Source organism: Streptosporangium sp. NPDC002544, assembly GCF_040295965.1.
GTDB lineage: Bacteria > Actinomycetota > Actinomycetes > Streptosporangiales > Streptosporangiaceae > Streptosporangium.
In genome coordinates this window covers 21,069-42,392 of the sequence record NZ_JBEOWJ010000001.1, presented here as the reverse complement: position 1 = coordinate 42,392, position 21,324 = coordinate 21,069, and the positions used below count along the sequence as shown (strand labels likewise).

23 protein-coding genes are annotated in these 21,324 nt (G+C 69.7%); 7 read left to right on the top strand and 16 right to left on the bottom strand.

Annotated features, from left to right (window positions below):
* Positions 1-3 precede the first annotated feature (3 nt).
* On the top strand, positions 4-414 hold the full coding sequence (locus ABT061_RS00220) for an archease (protein ID WP_350911041.1): 411 nt from the start codon (positions 4-6) through the stop codon (positions 412-414).
* Between the two features lie 133 nt (positions 415-547).
* Here ABT061_RS00220 and ABT061_RS00215 read toward each other — a convergent pair whose 3' ends face one another.
* Together ABT061_RS00215 and ABT061_RS00210 are read right to left on the bottom strand one after the other, a co-directional pair.
* Positions 548-2,311 (bottom strand): serine/threonine-protein kinase, encoded by a 1,764-nt coding sequence (locus ABT061_RS00215; protein ID WP_350911039.1) that lies wholly within the window; start codon positions 2,309-2,311, stop codon positions 548-550.
* A gap of 398 nt (positions 2,312-2,709) precedes the next feature.
* The gene (locus tag ABT061_RS00210) at positions 2,710-3,486 is read right to left on the bottom strand and encodes an alpha/beta fold hydrolase (RefSeq protein WP_350911037.1); all 777 of its coding nucleotides are present in this window, start codon (positions 3,484-3,486) and stop codon (positions 2,710-2,712) included.
* A gap of 57 nt (positions 3,487-3,543) precedes the next feature.
* On the opposite strand from ABT061_RS00210, the gene ABT061_RS00205 reads away from it, so the two are divergent.
* Positions 3,544-4,017 carry a MarR family winged helix-turn-helix transcriptional regulator gene (locus ABT061_RS00205; RefSeq protein WP_350911035.1) on the top strand — a complete coding sequence of 158 codons (474 nt, stop codon included), beginning with the start codon at positions 3,544-3,546 and terminating at the stop codon, positions 4,015-4,017.
* Positions 4,018-4,166: 149 nt separating this feature from the next.
* Here the strand turns inward: ABT061_RS00205 and ABT061_RS00200 are convergent, their stop codons facing one another.
* Entirely contained in the window at positions 4,167-4,688 is a 522-nt protein-coding gene (locus tag ABT061_RS00200; protein ID WP_350911033.1) for a phospholipase, read from the bottom strand.
* A 157-nt stretch (positions 4,689-4,845) separates the two neighbouring features.
* Here ABT061_RS00200 and ABT061_RS00195 point away from each other — a divergent pair, with 157 nt between their 5' ends.
* The 3 genes from ABT061_RS00195 (at position 4,846) to ABT061_RS00185 (ending at position 5,984) form a co-directional block, all read left to right on the top strand.
* The gene (locus ABT061_RS00195; RefSeq protein ID WP_350911031.1) at positions 4,846-5,013 is read left to right on the top strand and encodes a hypothetical protein; all 168 of its coding nucleotides are present in this window, start codon (positions 4,846-4,848) and stop codon (positions 5,011-5,013) included.
* Positions 5,014-5,175: 162 nt separating this feature from the next.
* Positions 5,176-5,586, top strand: a complete 411-nt coding sequence (locus ABT061_RS00190; protein ID WP_350911029.1) for a MerR family transcriptional regulator — start codon at positions 5,176-5,178, stop codon at positions 5,584-5,586.
* Positions 5,583-5,984 carry a carboxymuconolactone decarboxylase family protein gene (locus ABT061_RS00185; RefSeq protein ID WP_350911027.1) on the top strand — a complete coding sequence of 134 codons (402 nt, stop codon included), beginning with the start codon at positions 5,583-5,585 and terminating at the stop codon, positions 5,982-5,984. Before ABT061_RS00190 ends, ABT061_RS00185 begins: the two co-directional genes overlap by 4 nt.
* Positions 5,985-6,151: 167 nt before the next feature.
* Here the strand turns inward: ABT061_RS00185 and ABT061_RS00180 are convergent, their stop codons facing one another.
* From ABT061_RS00180 to ABT061_RS00120, 13 genes are all read right to left on the bottom strand, one after another.
* A complete protein-coding gene (locus ABT061_RS00180) occupies positions 6,152-7,042 on the bottom strand; it encodes an LLM class F420-dependent oxidoreductase (RefSeq protein WP_350911025.1) in 891 nt (296 codons plus the stop codon).
* Positions 7,039-8,595: a class I adenylate-forming enzyme family protein gene (locus ABT061_RS00175; protein ID WP_350911023.1), complete on the bottom strand. Its 1,557-nt coding sequence runs from the start codon at positions 8,593-8,595 to the stop codon at positions 7,039-7,041. Before ABT061_RS00175 ends, ABT061_RS00180 begins: the two co-directional genes overlap by 4 nt.
* On the bottom strand, positions 8,592-9,566 hold the full coding sequence (locus ABT061_RS00170; protein ID WP_350911021.1) for an amidohydrolase family protein: 975 nt from the start codon (positions 9,564-9,566) through the stop codon (positions 8,592-8,594). The genes ABT061_RS00175 and ABT061_RS00170 overlap by 4 nt, the downstream gene beginning before the upstream one ends.
* Before the next feature lie 4 nt (positions 9,567-9,570).
* Positions 9,571-10,755, bottom strand: a complete 1,185-nt coding sequence (locus ABT061_RS00165) for a thiolase family protein (RefSeq protein ID WP_350911019.1) — start codon at positions 10,753-10,755, stop codon at positions 9,571-9,573.
* A gap of 9 nt (positions 10,756-10,764) precedes the next feature.
* Positions 10,765-11,604, bottom strand: a complete 840-nt coding sequence (locus tag ABT061_RS00160; protein WP_350911017.1) for an SDR family NAD(P)-dependent oxidoreductase — start codon at positions 11,602-11,604, stop codon at positions 10,765-10,767.
* A gap of 6 nt (positions 11,605-11,610) precedes the next feature.
* The gene (locus ABT061_RS00155; protein WP_350911015.1) at positions 11,611-12,783 is read right to left on the bottom strand and encodes an acyl-CoA dehydrogenase family protein; all 1,173 of its coding nucleotides are present in this window, start codon (positions 12,781-12,783) and stop codon (positions 11,611-11,613) included.
* Positions 12,780-13,598 (bottom strand): alpha/beta fold hydrolase, encoded by an 819-nt coding sequence (locus ABT061_RS00150; protein WP_350911013.1) that lies wholly within the window; start codon positions 13,596-13,598, stop codon positions 12,780-12,782. Before ABT061_RS00150 ends, ABT061_RS00155 begins: the two co-directional genes overlap by 4 nt.
* Positions 13,595-14,857, bottom strand: coding sequence for an LLM class flavin-dependent oxidoreductase (locus ABT061_RS00145; protein ID WP_350911011.1), 1,263 nt, complete (start codon positions 14,855-14,857; stop codon positions 13,595-13,597). Before ABT061_RS00145 ends, ABT061_RS00150 begins: the two co-directional genes overlap by 4 nt.
* 129 nt (positions 14,858-14,986) lie before the next feature.
* Positions 14,987-15,880 (bottom strand): SDR family NAD(P)-dependent oxidoreductase, encoded by an 894-nt coding sequence (locus tag ABT061_RS00140; protein ID WP_350911009.1) that lies wholly within the window; start codon positions 15,878-15,880, stop codon positions 14,987-14,989.
* A gap of 65 nt (positions 15,881-15,945) precedes the next feature.
* A complete protein-coding gene (locus ABT061_RS00135) occupies positions 15,946-16,665 on the bottom strand; it encodes an ABC transporter ATP-binding protein (RefSeq protein ID WP_350911007.1) in 720 nt (239 codons plus the stop codon).
* Positions 16,607-17,446, bottom strand: coding sequence for an ABC transporter ATP-binding protein (locus ABT061_RS00130; protein ID WP_350911005.1), 840 nt, complete (start codon positions 17,444-17,446; stop codon positions 16,607-16,609). The genes ABT061_RS00135 and ABT061_RS00130 overlap by 59 nt, the downstream gene beginning before the upstream one ends.
* Positions 17,443-18,342 (bottom strand): branched-chain amino acid ABC transporter permease, encoded by a 900-nt coding sequence (locus ABT061_RS00125; RefSeq protein WP_350911003.1) that lies wholly within the window; start codon positions 18,340-18,342, stop codon positions 17,443-17,445. The genes ABT061_RS00130 and ABT061_RS00125 overlap by 4 nt, the downstream gene beginning before the upstream one ends.
* A 33-nt stretch (positions 18,343-18,375) precedes the next feature.
* On the bottom strand, positions 18,376-19,263 hold the full coding sequence (locus ABT061_RS00120; protein WP_350911001.1) for a branched-chain amino acid ABC transporter permease: 888 nt from the start codon (positions 19,261-19,263) through the stop codon (positions 18,376-18,378).
* 199 nt (positions 19,264-19,462) lie between these two features.
* On the opposite strand from ABT061_RS00120, the gene ABT061_RS00115 reads away from it, so the two are divergent.
* Both ABT061_RS00115 and ABT061_RS00110 read left to right on the top strand, forming a co-directional pair.
* Entirely contained in the window at positions 19,463-20,740 is a 1,278-nt protein-coding gene (locus ABT061_RS00115; protein ID WP_350910999.1) for an acetyl-CoA hydrolase/transferase family protein, read from the top strand.
* A gap of 10 nt (positions 20,741-20,750) precedes the next feature.
* Positions 20,751-21,236 carry a MaoC family dehydratase gene (locus tag ABT061_RS00110; protein WP_350910997.1) on the top strand — a complete coding sequence of 162 codons (486 nt, stop codon included), beginning with the start codon at positions 20,751-20,753 and terminating at the stop codon, positions 21,234-21,236.
* Positions 21,237-21,324 lie beyond the last annotated feature (88 nt).

Genomic DNA, 21,324 nt, shown 5'->3' with positions numbered 1-21,324 from the left:
CCGGTGAAAGGCCACCGTGCCCTGCCCCACACCGCCGACGCCCGCATCGAGGCGTGGGCGCCCACCGCCGCCGAGTGCATCGCCGAAGCGATCCGCGCCATGATCGAAGGCTTCGCCGATCTCGGCCACGCCGAAAGCGACGCCGTCCAGACGGTACGCATCGGCCCCGGCTTCCCCGAGGACCAGCTCGTGACAGCGCTCGACGAGGTGATCTACCGCATGGACACCACCGCGAGGATCCCCTGCGGCGTCGAAGCGGGTGAGGATCAGAGCGGGCTGTGGCTGCGGCTGGACATGGCCGATGTCGCCACCATCTCCCAGATCGGCGCTCTCCCCAAAGCAGTCGCCCTGCACGACCTGCGCTTCCTTCGTGAACCCCGCGGCTGGACCTGCGCGGTGACCCTGGACGTGTGAGTGAGCGGGAAGTCCGCGATGCCTGCCGGAACTCCCACACGGCTCGGTCGGCTCAAGGCCCTTTTCCGCAGGCGTTAAGCGGGCCCGGCTTGGCGGGAATGAACGCCTTCGGCTCCGCCCAGCCGAACCCTGGTCACGGAGCGGGCAGTGGGTACGGTGGCCCCAGACTCCACACCCGCATCATGCCGTCGTCACCGCCGGAGACCACCACCGGGCGGCCGTCCAGCCGCCCCACCGCCACCGACTCGATCAAGCCCCGGTGGCCGGTGAAAGGTTTGCCGATCGGTGCACCGGTGGCCAGGTCCCACACCCGCACCGTGTGATCTTTGTAGCCGCCGGAGACCACCACCGGGCGGCCGTCGTCGAGTTGCCCCACCGCAAGGCCCAGGGCCCAGCTCTGGTGCCCGGTGAAGGGTTTGCCGATCGGTGCACCGGTGGCCAGATCCCACACCCGCACCGTGTGATCGCCTTCGCCGCCGCCGGAGACCACCACCGGGCGACCGTCCAACCACCCCACCGCCACCGACTCGACCGGCCCTTCGTGACCGGTGAGGGTTTCGCCGATGGGAGTGCCGGTGGCCAGATCCGACACCCGCACCGTGCCGTCGCCGCCGCCGGAGACCACCACCGGGCGACCGTCCAACTGCCCCACCGCCACCGACAGGACCCACTTCTGATGACCGGTGGAGGTTTCGCGGATAAGGGTGCCGAAAGGAATGTCCGTCAAGACGGGCTTCAGCCAGAAGGCGGTGGAGATCAGGATGACAACGACGGCCGCCGCGAGGACCGTCCCCAGGCGGCGCCTGGTGTGGCGCCTCCCGGCCGTGAGCACCGCCATGGGGAGGCCGGGATCGGCGGTACGGGGCTCATCGGTCAAAGGCGGGTCCGGTTTCGGCCCCGCGGCGGGTATCCGGCCGGCCCCGCCGTGTCCGATGGCCGCGGAGGACCGGCGATCAGATGACGCGGAGATCAGCAGCGGTGCGCCCGGCCCGGCCCTGACTTCGCGGGAGCCTGCGGGCGACGCACCGGCCTGCGGTACCGGATCATGGGCATGTGGAGGCTCGAAAGACGGGCCGGAGTGGTCCTTTATGGGCGTCTCGTGGGTGAGAGCGGTGAACAGGTCGGTGATGCCAGGCCGGGCAGCGGGATCCTTGGCCAGGCAGGCGGCCAGCAGCGGGCGCAGCCGGTCGGGCGCGCCCGCCAGGTCGGGTTCGCGGGTCACGATCGCGTTGATCACCACTACCGGGATCGCGCCGGAGAAGGCCGGATGCCCGGTGGCGGCGTAGACCATGGTGGCGGCCCAGGCGAACACGTCCGAGGCCGCACCGGCCGGATGTCCGCTGAGCTGTTCGGGCGACAGGTAGGCGGGGGTCCCTATCAGGGCGGATCCCGTGGTGGAGTGTTCCAGCAGGCGGGCGATGCCGAAGTCGATGACCACCGGCCCTTCCTGCCCCATGATCACGTTGCTCGGTTTGAAGTCCCGATGGACGATGCCGGCCCGATGGATCGCGGCCAGTGCCGTCAAGGTGGTGATCGCCAGCCGGTCCAGCCCGCCGCCGGTGCGCGGCCCGTCCTGGGCGATGAGCTCATCCAGAGAAGGGCCTCGGACGTACTCGCTGACCAGGTAGGGCCGGTCCCGGGCGATCCCCGCGTCGATGACCCGTGCGGTACAGAAGGCCGCAACACGGCGGGTGATCTCGGCCTCGCACAGAAAACGTTCCCTGGCCGCGGGATCGGCGACCATCCGGGCGTGCAGCGTCTTGACCGCCACCGGCTGTCCGGAGGGCGCCTGGCCGAGATAGACCACCCCCTGGCCGCCCTCGCCCAGCACTCCGGTCAGCCGATAGTCACCGACCTGCCGGGGGTCGTCTTCGGCCAGCGGGTGCGGACCGGACACGGCATTCCCTTCCCCTGGCCTCACAGGCGGACGAACCCAGCCACCTTTGGTCCGATAAATAACGCTATACGTCTCCTAATAAGGGGGAAAGCTTTTGGGGAGAATGAAAGCCTTACGGCCCAGGTCTCGACGGGCGAGGGGACGCCGAAGATTTGGCGCGAAAGCCTGTCACAAAATCGCGCTCGGCATCTTCTCGTACCGGCGACACCAACCGGAGCCGGTATTACTGGCCGGGGGCGACCGATGGCCCACCGGACACCAGGGTGGCGAAATGTTCGGACTCCGGCCCAGCCGCCTGCTCGCCGCTGGAGTCACCGTCATCGACGCGACCGCACGGTGATTCGTTTCCGCGCCGGATGCGTTCCGGAACGGGCTGATCGGAACTGCCGGCGGTGTGGTCACACGGTGCGCAGGAAGTCTTCGAGGATCTCGTTGAAGATGTCCGGGCGCTCCATGTTGGGGTAGTGGGCGCTCCCGTCGACCGAGATCGCGCGGCCGTCGGCAACGGTGCGGACGAGGCGTTCGGCCATGCCGATGTGGTCGGGCGAGTCGATGGCGCCGTTGACGGCCAGCACGGGAACGTCGATCCTGGCGACGCGGTCCCAGGTGTCGCGCACCGGGACGAGCAGGTTGGGTTCGTCGCCGGTGTGCTTGGACATGGTGCCCCGGGCCATCCGGCGCAGGCGGCTCACAACCTCGGGGTCGAGATCGTCGAGGGTGCGGTGCGGGCCCGCGGCGAAGAGCATGAACCCCTCGACCGAGGCATCAAGATCACCAGCAGCCATCGCCGAGTGCCACACGGCCATGGCCTGGGTGGTCCAGGGGTCGGTGAAATACGGTTCGCTGGTCCCGGCGCCGCTGACGACCACGGCGCTGACCAGCTCCGGGTGCTCCAGCGCGGTGTCGACCGCGACGCTCGCCCCCATGGAGACTCCTACCAGGATCGCGGGGCCGGTGCCCAGGTGGCGCAGCAACTCGGCGAGGTCGTCGGTGAGCCGGAACGACTCGGTGGCGTTGGCGGACCGGCCGTGGCCGCGGGCGTCGGGCGCGATGACGCGGTACCGCGAGGCGAAGACCGGAATCTGGTCACCCCACATGCCGTGGTCCACGAAGCCGCCGTGTAGCAGGACGAGGGGTCGGCCAGTGCCGGTGTCGAGCCAGAACAGATCATTCATGACAACCAGGGTGTCATTATTGGCCAAAGATGACAACCTAGGTGTCATCATGGTGAGGTGAGCGAAACAGACCGCGGCCTGGCGTCCGAAGAGTTGGCCGACCGGCTCATCGAGGTGTTCGACCTGGTGGGGCCGCTGTACCGGCGCGCCCAGCGCAAGGTGGAACAGGACGCGCCCATCGAGGGGCTGTCAGTCGGGGTGCGAGCCGTGCTTAACATGCTCCGCGAGCACGGGCTCATGACCGTCCCCCAGATGGGTCGGGCCCAGGCGCTGAGCCGTCAGTTCGTGCAGCGCATGATCAACGATGCTGCCGCGCGACACCTGGTCGAGTTCGTCCCCAACCCGGCGCACAAGAGGTCCTCCCTCATCCGATTGACCGAGGAGGGCCAGGCCGCCATCACCGCCGTGATCGACCGCGAGCGCACGGTGCTGCGCCAGGTCGGCGGCGACCTGACCGACGCCGAGGTCACCGCCTGCGTCCAAGTGCTCTCGCGCCTCCTTCGACTCCTCGACAACGTCGACATGGATTAAGCCCGGCCGATGCGAACATTCACCGGGAGTCCGGCCGTACGCGGGGAGTTCGAGCCGGCCGTCGCCACGGCTGCCCCCGGGGCGTGCCGGGCCAGCACGTAACCGGCCCGGCGGCGGTCAGCGGGTGGGAGTGATCCCGCGGGGACGGGTCACATCTCGGTGGTCTGGGCGGCCTGCTCGGCGGTCTGGCGGATGCGTTCGATCTGCGCCTCGGTGACGTTGAGGGTGCCGAATTCCCTGACCGCCTGGTAATAGGTCCAGGCGAGGCCGTTGCAGGTGTTCCTGGGGATAGTGGAATATCCCGCGCAAACCTGCTTCATATCGAAGTAGAACGCGTCGTCGATGCGCGCCTTGTTCGCCGGGAACTGGCTCACCGCCTTGTAGTTGCGGTAGCCGAAGTCGTGACGTCGGCACGGCATTCTGAAGTCGAAGCCGAGTGGCTGGTCAGGGCTGCTCGAACAGAGGTCGGTCGACCAGTCGAAGGCGTAGTCCGCCCAGCCCGCCTGGTTCTGCCAGGCAGAGCGCCAACTGGCGGCGCTGGACGCCGTGGGCTGGCTGAAACCGGAAAGTGCGGCGAGCTTTTGCTCCAGTGTCACCGCGTAGGCGGGCAGTGTTAATCCGAGTAATGTGACGAGGGAGAGGGCGATGGCTGCGAGGGCTCGTTTGACCATGGGCTCTGCCTTTGTCTGGGGGATGCCTCTCATGGCAGGTTTCTGCCATCGCCTAACAATGAAACGAAATAACCTGATATGCCGGAACGGATCTTCGTCAAGATCGGCATGGGTGTTCGTAAACGATCGCTCTTTACAAGAATTACAACATCCTGTAATGGCGCGTTTCGAAAGGCCGAATCACAGGGGCGTACCCCTGTTCGCGGCGGCCCGGGGGGTAACGGCGGCACTGCGCGCCTGCGTCCTCCCCCCGGCCGCCACCGAGGACGATCTCGTGGTCCTGCTGGACGAGATCCGTGCCGCCGCGAAGGAACTCGCCGCATGAGGATCCGCCACGTGGTCGTCAACCAAGAAGATGTACTGCTTCTGGCCTGCGAAGGCGATTTCAACGGCATTCGGTACGCTATGACCTCGACAGAAAAGCAGGTTCTCGCAGTTCACAGCCATGCTTGCGGTGGAGCGCGCTCCAAGTCCTAGCCTCGTTCGCATGAAAGCGACATCGGAACCGCCTGTCGCCGGAGACGCTCAGGTGGAGGCCCTGCCGATCGCGGAGGTGGCCCGCAGGACGGGCCTGTCGGCCGACACCCTGCGCTACTACGAGAAGGCCGGACTGATCGACGCCGTACGGCGCACTCCCGCGGGGGTCCGCCGCTATGCGGCCGCCGATCTGGACTGGCTCGCCTTCCTGCTCCGGCTGCGCGACACCGGCATGTCGATCGCCGACATGCGGCTCTTCGCCGACCTGCGCCGACTGGGGAACGAGAGTGTGCCCGCTCGGCTGGACCTGCTGAGCGAGCACCGCCAGATCGTCGACCGGCGCATCCGTGACCTTCGGGCGAACCTGCGCGCGCTGGACAGGAAGATCTCCCACTACCGAAACCTGTTGGAGGAGCAGTGAACGGAGCAGAGGCCCGCTACCGGCACGGCCTGGAGGTCCTCAACGCGGTCGACGGGGAAGCGGGCGCCAGGGTCATCGACTCGCTGCGCGACATCGCCCCCGATCTGGCCCGGCACATCGTGGCCTACGGCTTCGGCGAGGTCTACTCCCGTCCCGGCCTGCGCCCCGACCAGCGCCAGTTGGTCACCCTCGGCATGCTCACGGCGCTGGGCGGATGCGAGGCACAACTGGAGGTGCACATCAACGCGGCGTTGAACGTGGGCCTGTCCGCCACCGAGATCGTCGAAGCGCTGATCCACAGCGCGGTGTACTGCGGCTTCCCCAAGGCTCTCAACGCCGTGTCCGTCGCCAAACGCGTCTTCGCCGAGCGGCGGCTGCTGCCGGTGGCGGCGCCATGAGGGCGGTCGTCGTGGCCTCGCGGGGGTACCGCTGACCACCACGGCATGCGCGGACGGAGGCGGCCGGACCCCCGCGGCCCCGCCCCGGCCTCCTGTGATCACCGAAGCCGGTCCCAGGTGGTAGGGGCCGCAGGCGTGCCAGAGCCGTCAAGTCGACACTCCCCGCCCTAGCGGAGGCCGACGATCTCGGCGTAGCGGGTCATGTCGCGCTCGTAGTTCTCGTCGCCGATGCGCGGGGAGACCACTACCTCGTCGAGCCCCAGCTCGGCGCAGCGGCGGATGTAGACGGCGTCGTCCTCCCAGTCCTTCTCCGTCTTCCCCTTGGCCCGCCGGCCGACGCGCAGGGAGACCTCGGCACGGCTGCGCCCCGCGGCCGTCAGGCGCTTCTCCAGTTCCTCGGTGAAGCGGGCGATGTCGTCGTAGCTCTGGCTGTAGCCGGCCCATCCGTCGCCCAGCTCCACGATGCGGCGCAGCGTGGCCGGGCTGTTGCCGCCGACGATGATCGGGGGGTGCGGGCGCTGCACCGGCTTGGGGAAGGCGTAGAGCGGCGGGAAGTCAACGAACTCGCCGTGGAACTCGGTCAGCTCGTCCTCGGCCCAGGTCGCCTTCATCACGCGCAGGTACTCGTCCATGCGCGCGCCGCGGCGCTCGAACGGCACGTCCAGCACCGCGTACTCCTCGGCCGACCAGCCGACACCGACGCCGACGCTGAACCGGCCGTTGGAGAGCTGGTCGACGCTGGCGATCTGCCGGGCGGTGACGATCGGGTTGCGCTGCGGGATCACCATCACGTACGTGCCGATGCGGACGCGCTCGGTGGCGGCGGCGATCGCGCCGGCCAGGACGAGCGGGTCGTGCACCCCCCGGGTGGCGTTGACCTCGGTCGCGCCCGACTCCTCGTACGGGTACCTGGAGTCGTAGCGCGGCATGAAGACGACGTGCTCGGGAAGCCAGACCGAGTTGAAACCGAGCTCCTCGATGAGCTGGGCCGACTCGATGGACCAGCGTCCGGCGCGGTGGCCGGCTCCCGGGTACCACTCACTGATGCCGATCTTCACGATGCGGTCCCTTCGCTGTTCAAGAACGAGTCGCGCAGCACATGCTTCATGATCTTCATGCTGGAGTTGCGGGGCAGCTCGTCCACGAAGAAGATCTTCTGCGGCTTCTTGTATCCGGCGAGTCGCTCCCGGACGTACTCGACGACCTGCGACTCGGTGAGGGTGTGCCCCTTCCGGACCACGATGGCGACCGAGACGGCCTCGCCCCACCGCTCGTCGGGCAGGCCGAACACCGCCGAGTCCGCGACCTCGTCCATGGACAGCAGAACCCGCTCGACCTCCGCCGGGTACACGTTCGCGCCGCCACTGATGATCAGCTCCTGGGAACGCCCGGTGACGTAGAAATATCCGGCCTCGTCCTGGTAGCCCAGGTCGCCGGTGAAGTACTCGCCGTTCACGAGCACCTCCGCGGTCTTCTCCGGCCGCCCGTGATACCCGGAGAACATGGTGTCGCACTCGATGGCGAGCTCGCCGACCTGGCCCACGGGGACGGGTTTACGATCGCCGTCCACCACCCGGACCGTGGCCGTCGGCAGCGGACGGCCCACCGAGGCGAAGATGTCCTTGGCCTGGGTTCGGCCGGTCCAGTCCTGGCGGTTGGTGATGGTGATCGGGCCGACGACCTCGGTCATGCCCCACGTCTCCACCAGCCGGTCGCCGATCACGTCCACCAGTTCACCGGCCAGCTCCGGCGGGAGCGGGCCACCGGAGTGGAGCACGGTCTGCAGGGTGTCGAGCACCTCGGGGTACAGGCGCAGCGCTTCGAGCAGGCCGGGGATCAGTGGCGTGAGGCCCAGGGTGAAGGTCGAGCCGCGCTCCACCATGTGCCTGCCCCACTCCTCGGGGGTGGCACCCGGGATGAAGGAGACCGTGCCACCCGTGTAGAAGTGCGGGAAGATGACGCCCCAGATGCCCGACACGAAGGACCAGGCGCCGGGAAACGCGCAGTGCCCGTGCAGCGGGAGCCGATAGGCGTAGGGCACCAGCTTGGTGCAGCCCACCACGGCGCGGTGCGAGGCGAGCGCCCCTTTGGGGAAACCCGTGGTACCGCTGGTGTAGCCGATGATGGCGATGTCCTCCGGGGCGGCGGTGTGCGGCAGCGGCGCGTCACTCGCCCGCCGCAACGCCTCGGAGTAGGACTCGGCGCCGTCGGGGAGGGGGGAGCCGACGGCGAACCACGCCTTGAGCCTCGATGCCGACCGGGTCCGCCGCACCGTGGCGGCGACCCCGTCGGTGTGCACGAGGGCCTGCGCCCCGGAGTCGGTGAGCACGTAGTCGATCTCGTCGGCGGTCAGCCGGTCGTTGACGTGCACCACGGGGTAGCCACCGAGGGCCAGCCCGACGTAGATCTCAAGGGACTCGATCCGGTTCTCCAGGAGCGCGGCCACGTGGGTACCCGGTTCCAGCCCGCGGTCGCGCAGCGCGTTGGCCAGCCGTCTGCCCGCCTCCAGAACCTCGGCGAAGGTCCGGCTGACGCCCTGCGACTCGACCGCGACGCGTGCGGCGAAGCGCCTGCCGGCCTTCTCGAAGACCTCTCCCATCGTGTCGCTCATGAAAGCTCCCTGAGATCGAAAACACGGACCGCGTTAGCGGCCAAAAACAGAGCCAGCTCCTCCGCGGACAGCACCGGTGGCTCTCCCCCGAACGGCTCCGCGAGGCTGATGACCCTATCGATCCAGGTCACGAGCTCCTCGCCCCGGGGGTCCTCCTTGGTACCGCGGATGATGTCGGAGCCGAAGACAAGCCGGTGCGCCCCCAGCTGGGACCGCATCCTGGCGACCCGCCTGCGGAACTCGGCGTAGTCGGCGAACGCGCACCGCTGCCACAGCGACAGCTCCAGATAGGCCCGCTGCCACCCGGTGGCCGAGTCGAGCGCCTCCGCCCACCATGCCTCGATGCCCGCGTGCGCGAAGACGACGGTCAGCGTGGGGTACCTGGCCAGCAGCGCGGCCACCTCGGCGGGCCGCGAGCGTACGGTCTGCAGCGGGTCACCGCCCAATGGCGAGGTGTGGACGACGGCGGGCAGGCCCATCTCGACGAGCCGCTCGAACAGCCAGGAATGGGCCGGGTCGGCCAGCGCCCAGCCCGCCGCCGGGTAGAGCTTCACGCCGCGGCAGTTCCCCATCCCGGCCGCGTGCTCCAGGATCTGCGCGGCGTCGGGGTGTCGCGGGTCGATGCCCGCGCAGAAGAAGAGCCTGCCGGGCGCCGCGTCGGCCAGAGACTGGCAGCGGGCGTGCAGGTCGCGGATGGGCAGGTGCTCCCCCACGGGGCGGCCCACGATCGTCCAGTCCACGACCGGCATGACCCCGGCGGCCACCCCGGCGGTGTCGAAGGCGGCGATGGTCAGCGAGCCGTCCGGGTCGCTCTGCCCCTTCCCGACGCGGCAGAGGATGTCCGCGGGGTCCCGCTCGGGGTGGGTGCGCCCCGCGGCCTGCCGCGCCCACGCCCTGCGGAGCCCTTCGGGCAGCCAGGACGCGTCCAGGATGTGCATGTGGCCGTCGACCACGAGGGGGGTGCCGGGCAACGGGTCACGCCCCGGCGAGGATGTGCACGGAGGAGACGGCGGTCTCCCAGTCGATGACACCGCCGCCGATCTGGGCCAGGCCCACCCGGGCCCGGGGCAGCTGACGGTCGCCCGCCTCGCCGCGGATCTGCTGGGTGAGCTCGAAGACCTGGGCGAGCCCGCTGGCGCCCAGGGCGTGTCCCCGGCCGACGAGGCCGCCGGAGGCGTTCACCGGCATGGCCCCGGAGCGCTCGGTACCACCCTTCATCGCCCATTCCTGCTCCTGGCCGGGCTCGCAGAGCCCCAGCTCGCTCCAGGTGAGCAGTTCGTACGCGACGGACGCGTCGTGCACCTCGACGAAGTCGATGTCACCGGGACCGAGCCCCGCCTGCTCGTACGCCGCCAGGCCCGCGGCCTTCGCCGCGCCGGGGGCGCCTGCCAGGCCCTTGGGCGGGCGGGTGGCGATCCGGGAGGCGAGGATCCTGACGTCGCGGCCCGAGCGCTCGGGGTCCGGGCGCCGGGTGACCACGACGGCCGCGGCACCGTCGCTGATCGGGGAGCTCATCAGCACGGTGATCGGGTCGACCACGACACGGGCCTGCAGCACGTCCTGGGGCGATCCACCGAACCTGCGGTGGGCCATCGGGTTGAGCCGGGCGTTCTCCAGCGACCGCGAAGCCACCCGGGCGAGGCCCTCCATGGTCACGCCGCGGTCTTCGAAGAGTGTCCGCGCGAGGCGCGCCTGGCGGTCGACGAACGGGCTGCGATCCTGCCCGGCGTCGTCGCCCACCGCGAAGCCGTCCTCGACGTCCATGCCCGAGCCGAACGCGCTGAAGGTGCGGACGCGGTCCTCGTGGTTGGCCTTCTCCACACCCAGCGCGAGCACGGTGTCGTACATCCCCGAGGCGACCGCCAGCCACGCGAGGTGCAGGGCGTTGCCCCCGGAGGCGCACGCGTTCTCCACGTTGTGCACCGGGATCGTGCCGAACCCCAGGGGGTAGGTGACGGTCTCGCCTCTGATGCACTCCTGACCGGTGATGAGGCCGGCGAGCGCGTTGGCGAAGAACACGGCCTGGATGTCGCCGACCCGGACACCGGCGTCGTCCAGCGCGGCGTTGACCGCCGCCCTGCCCAGGTCCTTCATCGAGGAGCCGAGGAACTTGCCGAACGGGGTCATGCCGACCCCGCGGATTACTGCGTCGCTCTGCATGAGAGTCGTCTATCCCCTCTGTAGGGCGGACGGTGGGGTGGGCCAGGCCGCGCTGACGCCGCCGTCGACGATCAGGCTCTGGCCGGTGACATAGCCGGCGTCGTCGGAGGCGAGGAAGGCGACGGCGGCGGCGGCCTCCTCGGGACGGCCCTCGCGGCCCATGGGGACCACGGCGGCGCGTGCGGAGGTGGGGTCCTCGCCGAACTCGCGCCGAACCAGCGCCGAGTCGATGTTGCCGAGCACGACCGCGTTGGAGCGGATGCCGCGCGCGGCGTACCGGACGGCGATGTGCCGCATGACGGCGAGCTGTGCCGCCTTGGTGGCCTCGTAGGACAGGGAGCGGCGGCTGCTCAGCAGGCCGGCGGTGGAGCCGACGAAGACGAACGAGCCCTGCGATCGATCGAGCATCGGCTGCAGCGCCGCCTGGGCGGTGAGCCAGTGCGACCGGACGTTGACCGTCTCGGAGCGTTCCCACTCCGGAACGCTCTGTGCCTTGATCGGTTCCCGGCCCGAGACGCCGACGTTGCACACGACGACGTCGAGCCGGTGATAGGTGTCGAGCGCCGCCGCCACGGCCGCCGTGCAGGACTCCGCGTCGGCGGCGTCCACCTCGACCGCGAGGCCGGGGACGGCCAGCGCGTCCACGGTCGCCTGGGCCCGGCCGAGGTCGATGTCACCGACCACGACGGTGGCGCCCTCGGCGGCCAGGCGCAGGGCGATCGCCCTGCCGTTGCCCATCGGGAACGACTCCCCGGGACGCGCCGGCCCGTGGCTGCCGCCGCCGAGCACGTACGCGACCCGGCCGGCCAGCCGGCCCTGGATCGACACCTTCCCCCCTGTTCCAGCCATCACGGCTCAGTAGCTGCGCGGCAGACCGAGGACCTGCTGCGCGATGAAGTTGAGGGACATCTCCTGGCTGACCGGAGCCAGCCGCATGATCCGTGCCTCGCGCCAGTAGCGCTCGACGTGGAACTCGTGCGCGTACCCCAGCCCGCCGTGGGTCTGTACGGCCCGGTCGGCGGCGTCGTACCCGGCCTGCGCGGCCAGATATTTGGCGATGTTCGCCTCGGCGCCGCAGGAAAGGTCCGCGTCATAGCGGCCCGCCGCCACCATGGTCATCTGCCAGGCGGCCTCAAGGCGCGCGTAGGCGTCGGCGAGCGGGTGGCTGATGGCCTGGTTGCTGCCGATCGGCCGGTCGAAGACCTCGCGCACCTTGGCGTATTCGGTGGCGCGGCGCAGTGCCGCGTAGCCGATCCCGATGGCCTCGGCGGCGATCAGGATCCGCTCGGGGTTCATGCCGGACAGGATGTGTTTGAAGCCCTTGCCCTCCTCGCCGACCAGGCGCCAGCCCTCCACCGGTAGCCGGTCGTAGAAGGTCTCGCAGCTGGCGACGGCATTCCTGCCCACCTTGGGAATGGGCCGGATGTCGACGTGGTCGCGGTCCAGGTCGATCAGGAACAGGCTGAGGCCCTCGAACCGGCGCCGCCCTTCGTCGGGCGCGGGGGAGGTGCGGGCCAGGATCAGCGCGACGTCGGACTCCAGCGCCTTGCTCGTCCAGATCTTCTGGCCGGAGATCACCCAGCCGTCGCCGTCGCGCTCGGCCATCGTCTTGATCCGGGAGGTGTCGGTGCCGGCGTCCGGCTCGGTGACCGCGAAGGCGACGTGCAGCCTGCCCTCGGCCGACGGGGGCAGGAACGTCTTCTTGAGCCGCTCGTTGCCGAACTTGAGCACCGGCTGCAGCCCGAAGAGGTTCATGTGCAGCGCCGTGCAGCCGTTCATGGCCGCCCCGGACGCGGCGACCTCGCGCAGCAGGATCGCCGCCTCGGTGACGCCCCGGCCCGCGCCGCCGTACTCCTCCGGCAGCGCGATCCCGAGCCAGCCGCCCTCCGCCATGGCGTTGAAGAACTCCCACGGGAACCGGTGTTCCTGGTCGCAGGAGGCCCAGTACTCATCGGGGAACTCGGCGCACCGGTCGCGGATCGCGGAGGCGATCAGCTCGTGGTCGGGGTCGGCGTACTCACGCCTCATGCCGACCTGGCCGACGGGTTCGCGGCGCCGGTGAACTCCAGGATGAGCTTGCGCGCGTCGGCGGACTCGTAGGGGAGCATGTGCGCGGCGTCCTGGACGACCACGCTGCGCGCGTGCGGCAGGTGCTCGGTCCACTGGCCGGCGAGGGAGGCCGGCACCACGCCGTCCTGCGCGCCCCAGAGCAGCAGCACCGGTACGTCGGCGAGCCGGTAGAGCCGTTCGGCGATCCCGGTGTCCGGGATGGGGAACAGGTAGTTGCTCGCGGCGCCCAGCACCTGGACCCGGCGGATGACGGCCAGCCCGGCCTCGTGGGCGTCGGCGGGCTTCGGCAGGTGCGCGGCGGCGACCGGGCCGTTCGGGTCGGTGTAGACCAGCGGGGCGAGGTCCCGGGGCAACAGCGCGAACATGTCGGCTCCGGGGTCGGCCTCGTCGAACATGCCCCACGGCGCCATCAGCGCGAGGGACTCGACGCGGCCGGGCTGGGCCGCGGCCATCTCGGCGGCCAGCGTGGCCCCGATGCCGTGCCCGACCAGGCGAACGGTACCGGTCTCCAGCCGGTCCAGCGCCCACCAGACGGCCAGGGCCATGTCGGCGAGGCTGGAGGCGGGGCGGACCGAGGTGGAGGCACCCCAGCCTGGCAGGTGGACGACGAGGACCCGGCCGGTCTCCAGCAGCTCGCCGGAGAGCGGGGGCTCCTCGAACGCCCCCCACTCGCTGTGCAGGTAGACCAGAACGGGGCCGTCGGCCGTGCCGTACTCGTCGACGATCGTGAGGTCGCCCTGGTGCGGGCCCTCGAAGTCGTGCCGGATGCTCACTTCGCCACCGCCTTCACGGGAGCCACCTGCGCCGGCTCGAAGCCGGGGATCGGCTTGGGCCACCATCTGTGCTCGTAATCGGAAAAGACCCCGGACAGGCCGGGCGCCACCTTGGTGGCGAACAGCTCGATGTTGTTCATCGCCTTGTCACGCGGCATGTCGCCGATGTGCATCAGGGCGATCCAGTTGCCGATGCGCATCGTGGTCGACAGGTGCTCCAGCTTTTCCCTGACCGTGCTGGGGCTGCCCGCGATGATGATGCCGAGGTCGACGAAGTCCTCCCACTCGTACTCCTTCGCCGCCCGGAAGCTGTCCGGCCTGGCGGTCGACTTCGCACCCGGGGGCGGGAGCACCGCGGCGAGGGACTCGACGCTCTTGTAGCCGGGAGCCTCGGCGAAGCCCGGGTAGGTGTGGGTGCACCGGCGGTAGAAGTACTTCACGTGGTCGGCGTAGAGGCGCTTGGCCTCCTCGTCGGTGTCGGCGACCAGGATCGGCTGGAACATGCCCACCCGGTACGGGTTGTCGTCGACGCCGGCGGCCTCGGCGCGGTCCCAGAAACGGCGCAGCATCGAGCTGGAGAACTCGGTGCCGAAGTAGGAGAGGAAGAAGAACGGGAACTCGCGCCTGATGGCGAAGTCCATGGTCTCCAGGGAGCCGCTGCCGGGCACCCAGATGGGCGGGTGCGGCTGCTGGAGCGGCTTGGGCCAGGGGTTGACGTAGCGCAGCTTGGTGAACCGGCCGTTGTGGCTGAACACCTCCTGGGACTGCCATGCCTTGAGGATCAGCTCGAAGCCCTCGTAGTACCGCTCACGCACGGTGGCGGGCTTGATGCCGTAGGCGTAGTTGGTGTCCTGACTGCTGCCGAGCGGGAACCCGGTGATGAGCCGGCCGCCGCTGATCACGTCGAGCATGGCGAGCTCTTCGGCGATCCGGATGGGCGGGTTGTACAGCGGCACCGCGTCACCCATGACCAGGATCTTCGCGTCGGTGTCGGCGGTGCGGCGGGCCAGTGAGGCGGCCATCATGTTCGGGCTCGACATCAGGCCGTAGGCGTTGCTGTGGTGCTCGTTGACGCCGATCGCGTCGAAGCCCATTCGCGCCGCGTGCTCAAGCTCGTCCAGGTAGTCGTTGTAGAGATGGTGGATCCGCTGCACATCCATGAGGCGCGGGTCGATGTCCACCCAGACGCTCCGGTGTTTCTGAGCGAAGTCCTCAGGAAGCCCGTCAAAGGGCATCAGGTGAAAGTAAGTGAACTTCACGCTTGTCCTTCTGCAGTGAGTTGGCCGGAGAGTTCAGCCCGCCCGGAGCTTATCAAACGCTTGCTTGATAAATCAAACGCTTGCTTTACTATTTGGACGCGGCCGCCTGCCCCGGCGGGGTCGGGTGGGTCAGGAAAGCCGCCGTACCAGCAGGTCGAGCTCCTGTTTGAAGTCCTCGATGACGGACAGATCCGCCAGATCGTTGACCTGGTCCCAGTTGTCGCGGATCTCCTCGGGCGACACCGAGCGGGAGAAGTAGCCCGGCGCCTGGGCGACGACCACCCGCGCCACGCGCCCGCCGCCGACGTTGTACACCTCACCGCTCACCGTGCACTCCCGGTCGGCGAGCCAGACCACCAGGGGCGAGACCAGCGCGGGGTCGAGGCTGTCGGCCAGATCGCCGAGCAGGTCCTCGGTCATCCGGGTGCGCGCGCCCGGCTCGATGGCGTTGACCTGGATGCCGTGGCGGGCACCCTCCAGGGCCAGCGTCTTGGTGACGCCGATGATGCCCGCCTTGGCCGCCGCGTAGGCCGTCTGGCCGAAGTTGCCGAACAGGCCGGCGGCGGAGGTGGTGTTGATGATCCGCCCGTACCGCTGCTCGGTGAAGAGCGGCCAGGCGGCCTTCGTCATCCACACGGTCCCGCCCAGGTGGACCGCGAGCACCGGGTCCACCTCGGCCGGACTCAGCTTGGCCATCGTCCTGTCGCGCAGGATCCCGGCGTTGTTGACCAGGATGTCCAGCCGGCCGAAGGTCTCGACCGCGCGGGCGACCACCTGCGCGGCGCCCTCGGGGGTGCTGATGTCGGTGGCGTCGGCCACCGCGCGCCCGCCCGCCTCGGTGATCTCCTTGATCACCTGCTCGGCGGGGGTCAGCTCCGCGCCGGCGCCGTCCAGTGCCGCGCCGACGTCGTTCACCACGACGGCCGCTCCGCGCTCCGCGAGGAGGAGCGCGTGCGCGCGGCCGAGCCCGCGGCCCGCACCGGTGACGACGGCGACCTGCCCGTCCAATCTGATTTCGCTCACTGAGTTGGCTCCTTGGCTCCTTGGCTCCAGGTGGAATGGGGGCGCTGATCCGGCCGGGTCATGTCCTAACCGAACAGGGCGGTCATGACCTCGGGGCGCGACCTGAGCGAGTCCGGGTCCCCCTCGGCGACGATCGCGCCGCGGTGCATGACGTAGAGGTAGTCGCTGACGGCGAGCGCCAACTCCGCGTTCTGCTCGACCAGCAGGATGGTCGAGCCCGTCTCGTGCAGCGTGGAGATGGTGGTGAACAGGACGTCGACGATCGAAGGGGCGAGCCCCATCGACGGCTCATCCAGGAGCAGCACATCGGGCCGGGTCATCAGGGCCCTGCCCACCGCCAGCATCTGCTGCTCCCCACCGCTCATCAGCCCGGCGTACTGGGTCCGCCGGGCGGCGAGGACGGGGAACAGGTCGTAGACCCGATCGATCTGCTGCTGGAAGTCGGCCTTGTCCCTACGCTTGGCGTACGTCGCGAGCTCCAGGTTCTCCAGCACGGTGAGCGAGGGTGCGATCCTGCGCCCCTCGGCCACCAGGGCGACGCCCGCCCGGACGAGCCGGTGGCAGGGCCAGCCGGTGACGTCCTTGCCACCGACCAGGACCGTGCCCGACGCCGGCCGGTGCAGCCCGGCGATGGAGTTCAAGGTCGTCGTCTTGCCGGCCCCGTTGGCCCCGACCAGCGCGACGAGCGCACCCTTCGGCACCTGGATGTCGACGTTCCGGACGGCCTCAACCACGCCGTGCGCGGCGCAGAGTCTCGATACGCCGAGCATCGGATCGCTTGCCAAAGTAGGCCTCCCTGACATCGGGTTGTTCCAGGCACCACGCGAGGGTGCCCACGGCGAGCACGGCGCCGGAGTTCATGACGGTCACCTCGTCGCAGAACTCCTCGACGAGCCGCATATTGTGTTCGATCAGGACCAGGGTCAGGCCCTCGCTCCTGAGCCGCAGCAGCAGCTCGCCGATCTGCTGCGACTCCGCGTCGTTCATGCCGGCGGTCGGCTCGTCGAGCAGGAGCACCCTCGGCTCGGTGGCGAGCGCCCTGGCGATCTCCACCCGCCGCTGCTCGCCGTACGAGAGGGTCTCGGCCAGCGCGTCGGGGGATGCCTCGACACCCACCTGCTCGAGCAGGCCGAGCGCCTTCTCCTTGACCTCGGCCCGCTCCCTGCGCTCGGCGCGGCTCAGCGTGATCGCGCCCAGGATGGTGGAGCGCCGCCGGGTGTACGCGCCGGTGGCGACCGTCTCCAGGACGGTCATGCCGGGGAAGAGCCGGATGTTCTGGTAGGTGCGCGCCACACCCTCGCGGGCGATCCGGTAGGGGACCAGGCCGTGCGTCTCTTTGCCGTGCACCCGGATCGCGCCGCTGTCGGGCGACAGGAAACCGCTGATCATGTTCAGGACGGTCGTCTTGCCTGCCCCGTTCGGGCCGAGCAGGCCGTAGATGCTCCGCTGCGGAACCCGCATGTTCACGTCGGACACCGCGCGCAGGCCGCCGAACGTCTTGACGAGGCCCTCGATCTCGACCGCGAGGACGTCACCGGGGCTGTCCTGGACCGGCATGGTGCTCATTCGGGGACCACCGCCTCCTTGCCGATTGCCTTCTCGTGCGCGGTCTCGGATCTGGCGCCCGGACTCCTCCGCAGCATGCGGAACCTCCGTAGGTCGACCAGCCCGCGGGGCAGGTAGACGATGATGAGGATGAGCAGCAGGCCGGTGACGATGTCGTCGAACTCGCCGAGCGGGCCGCGCAGCAGCTCGGGCAGAGCGGTGAAGACCACGGCGCCGATGACCGGGCCGAACCAGTGATAGGCCCCGCCGAGGACCACCGCGGCCAGGGTGACGAAGCCCATGTGCGTGTAGAACGTGTCCGGCCCGATGTACTGCAGGAAGCTCGACTGGAGCACGCCCGCGACACCGCCGAACACCCCGGACAGCACGAAGCCCACCAGTTGCACGGTACGCGGAGCGATCCCCAGGGACTGCGCCACGGCCGGGTCCTCCCGTACCGCGGACGCCGCCAGCCCGAAGCGCGAGCCGCGCAGCCGGGCCAGCACGAAGGTGGCGAGCGCCAGGCAACCGAGGCACCAGAACCAGGTGCCCAGGTCGCCGGGGACCAGCATGCCGGCCGCGCCCCCGGTGAAGCCCTCCAGGTTGATCACCAGGACGCGGCCGATGAGGACCAGCGCGATCGTGGCCATCGCCAGGTAGTGGCTGTCCAGCCGCAGGACCAGGAACGCGGTGAGGATCCCCAGCAGCCCTCCGCCCACGGCGCCGATGGCGATCCCCGCCACCGGGGGCAGCCCGAAGGTCAGCACCGCCCATCCGAAGGTGAACGAGCTGACCGCGCCGAAGAAGACCGGCGCCAGGCTGAGTACGCCGGTCCACAGGGAGGCGTAGATGCTGAGCGCGAAGAGCGCGCTGACTCCCGCGAACTGCAGAGTCGTGCTCCAGGCAGCGATGTTCATGTGCTCTCGACCTCTTCAGCCATGAAGCGTGGACTAGGCGCGGCTCAGTCGGCGTTCGCCGAACATCCCCTGTGGGCGAACCACGAGGATGACGAGCAGCACGCCGAATGTGATCGCGTCGCGGAAGCCCGAGGAGATGTACTGGGCGCTGACCACCTCAAGGATGCCGATCATGAAACCGGCCAGGGTTGCCCCCCGGATGTCCCCGTAGCCCCCGACGACCACCGCGGCGAAGCCCTTGAGCAGCAGCGCCTCGCCCAGGTCGAACGAGACGTTGTTCGAGGACAGACCGGCCAGGACACCCGCGAGCCCGGCGATGGCGGCCGCGGTGAAGGCGACGAGCCGGAGCGTGCGGGCCGAGTTGACCCCCACGACGGTGGCTGACCTCGGGTCGACGGAGACCGCGCGGACCGCGGCGCCGAACCGGGTGCGGGTGAGCACCTGGTGCAGCCCGATGGCCACGAGCAGCGCGGCGACGATGTTGAGCAACTGCGCCGGGAGGATCACCAGGTCCCCCAGCCGGATCGGGCTCGCCTGGACCGCGCGGTCGGGGAAGCTGGTCGCGGAGTCCTTGCTCACCGCCTGAGCGGCGGTGAGCAATATGATCCACACACCGATGCTGGCGATGATCGGCGCGAAATGGCCCGCATTGCGACGACGCAGCGGTTCAAAGGCCACGATGTCCGCCAGAACTCCGATGAGCCCGGCGGCCATCGCCCCCGCCAGCAGGGCCAGGGGGAAGGGCAGACCCAGGTCCACCACGGCGAGGTAGGCCACCAGGGCACCCCAGGTGGCGAAGGTGCCGTGGGCGACGTTCAGCACGCCCATCTTTGTGAGGATCAGTGCGAACCCCACGCCGAACAGCGCATAGACAGCTCCGAGGGCGAGGCCGTTCACGAGTTGTTGGATGACGAGTGTCACGACCGCTTCCTCCAGGAGAAACGTAAATCAAGCGCTCGCTTTACTTGACGCTATCGGCCTCCTGCCTGCCATGTCAACGTTAATCAAGCACTTGCTTCACAGTCTCGGCGGCATTACGGTTAAGCGTTGCGCGAGTGCCCTCGCGGGTTCGGCGCGCGTTCTGTGCCGGCCTCCCCGCACGACGATTGGCTGCGCTTCCATGCCACCTCCCAGCACGCTCCCACCAGAAAAGGCCGTCCGCCTGCTCCCGGAGAACGCCCACATCGTGGGCGCCCCAGGCTGCGGCACACCGGAGACCCTGCTCCGCGCCCTGGGCGAGACCGCGGACCTGCTCCACGCCCCCACCCTCTACTCAGGGCTCCAACTGGGCGGCTACCCGTTCCTCGACGCCGTACGGCAGGGCCACCTGCGCTACCTCACCTGGCACCCCTACGGCCCGGCCAGGCGCTCGGTCGCCGCCGGGTTCGGCGAGTACGTGCCGACCCGCGCCTCCGCCGTCCCCGGCCTGTTCGACCACTGGAACACCGACGCCGCGCTGGTGCGGGTGTCGCCGCCGGACCGGAACGGATACTGCAGCCTGGGCCCGTCCGCCAGCTATGTCAGGGCCGCCGTCACGCGGGCGCGGGTCGTGCTCGCGGAGGTCGACCCGCTGGTCCCCCGCACGTACGGCGACACCACCCTGCACGTCTCGGAGATCACCGCGCTGGTCGAGGCCGACACCCCGATGTGCGAGTTCCACGAGGCGGCCCGCGACGAGGTCAGCGACCGCATCGCGGCGCACGTCCTGGACCTGCTGCCGGAGCGGCCCGTGCTGCAGTTCGGCCTCGGCTCGATCCCGGAGTCCCTCATCCACGGCCTGGCACACAGTGACCTGCGCGGCGCCCAGGTCATCGGGATGGCGACCGACGCCATGGTGGCGCTCTTCGAGCGCGGCGTGCTCAGCCCGCTGAGCGTGATGCCCTCCCCCGCGATCTCGGCGGTGGAGCTCATGGGCACCCGGATCCTGATGGACTTCGCCGACCGCAACCCCGCGATCGGCGTCTTCGACAGCCGCACCGGCCACACACCCTGGCACCTGGGCGGCCTGCCCGGCGTGGTGTCGGTCAACTCGGCCGTCGAGGTCGACCTGTTCGGCCAGGTCAACTCCGAGACCGTACGCGGAATCCAGGTCTCGGGGATCGGCGGCAGCATCGACTTCGTCGAGGGCGCCTACGGGTCACCCGGCGGCCTGTCCGTCATCGCGATCGGCTCCAGGACCGCCGACGGCCGGCACAGCAGGATCGTCCCCGCGCTGGCGTCCGACGCGGTGGTGACCGTCCCCCGGCACACACCCGACGTGGTCGTGACCGAATACGGCGTCGCCTGGCTGCGCGGCAGGACCCGGGCCGAGCGCGCGGAGTCACTCGCCTCCGTCGCCCACCCCGACCACCGGGCCGGACTGATGTCCGCGTCCGGAGCAGTGACCACAGCGAAATGAGGGATCAACGGTGACCGTACACACCCGGCGCGGGCTCTACTTCGAGGAGATGCACGTCGGTGACGTCTTCAAGCACGAGCCCGGCCGCACCATCACCGAGGCCGACAACGTGCTGTTCTGCAGCATCACCCTGAACGCCCAGTCCCTGCACCTGGACGCGGTCCGCTCGGCCGAGAGCGAGTTCGGCCAGCGGCTGGTGAACAGCCTGCTCACGCTGGGCATCGTGTGCGGGATCGGCGTCGGCGACCTCACCCAGAAGACGACGGTGGCCAACCTCGGCTTCGGCGAGATCTCCTTCCCCGCGCCGGTGTTCATCGGTGACACCCTCTACTGCGAGAGCGAGATCATCGACAAGCGGGCCTCCGCCTCACGCCCCCGCCAGGGCATCGTGACGCTGGAGCACCGGGGCCTCAACCAGGACGGCACCGTCGTCTGCCGCGCCCGGCGGACCGCGCTGGTCAATTTCGCTCCCGAGGACGAGGCCGCACGGGCCTGAGCGGAAACGGCGGGGGCGGCAGACGACGGTGCCGTCCTGGTTGAGGCCCCGGTGCTCCAGCGTCACGATGCCCTGGCGGGGGCGTGAG

Coding starts and splice junctions, on each gene's coding strand:
- ABT061_RS00160 (WP_350911017.1), bottom strand. CDS start 11,604: ATGGCTGGAACAGGGGGGAAGGTGTCGATCCAGGGCCGGCTGGCCGGC.
- ABT061_RS00190 (WP_350911029.1), top strand. CDS start 5,176: ATGAAAGCGACATCGGAACCGCCTGTCGCCGGAGACGCTCAGGTGGAG.
- ABT061_RS00115 (WP_350910999.1), top strand. CDS start 19,463: ATGCCACCTCCCAGCACGCTCCCACCAGAAAAGGCCGTCCGCCTGCTC.
- ABT061_RS00165 (WP_350911019.1), bottom strand. CDS start 10,755: ATGCAGAGCGACGCAGTAATCCGCGGGGTCGGCATGACCCCGTTCGGC.
- ABT061_RS00155 (WP_350911015.1), bottom strand. CDS start 12,783: ATGAGGCGTGAGTACGCCGACCCCGACCACGAGCTGATCGCCTCCGCG.
- ABT061_RS00195 (WP_350911031.1), top strand. CDS start 4,846: ATGGCGCGTTTCGAAAGGCCGAATCACAGGGGCGTACCCCTGTTCGCG.
- ABT061_RS00130 (WP_350911005.1), bottom strand. CDS start 17,446: ATGAGCACCATGCCGGTCCAGGACAGCCCCGGTGACGTCCTCGCGGTC.
- ABT061_RS00175 (WP_350911023.1), bottom strand. CDS start 8,595: ATGAGCGACACGATGGGAGAGGTCTTCGAGAAGGCCGGCAGGCGCTTC.
- ABT061_RS00125 (WP_350911003.1), bottom strand. CDS start 18,342: ATGAACATCGCTGCCTGGAGCACGACTCTGCAGTTCGCGGGAGTCAGC.
- ABT061_RS00200 (WP_350911033.1), bottom strand. CDS start 4,688: ATGGTCAAACGAGCCCTCGCAGCCATCGCCCTCTCCCTCGTCACATTA.
- ABT061_RS00210 (WP_350911037.1), bottom strand. CDS start 3,486: ATGAATGATCTGTTCTGGCTCGACACCGGCACTGGCCGACCCCTCGTC.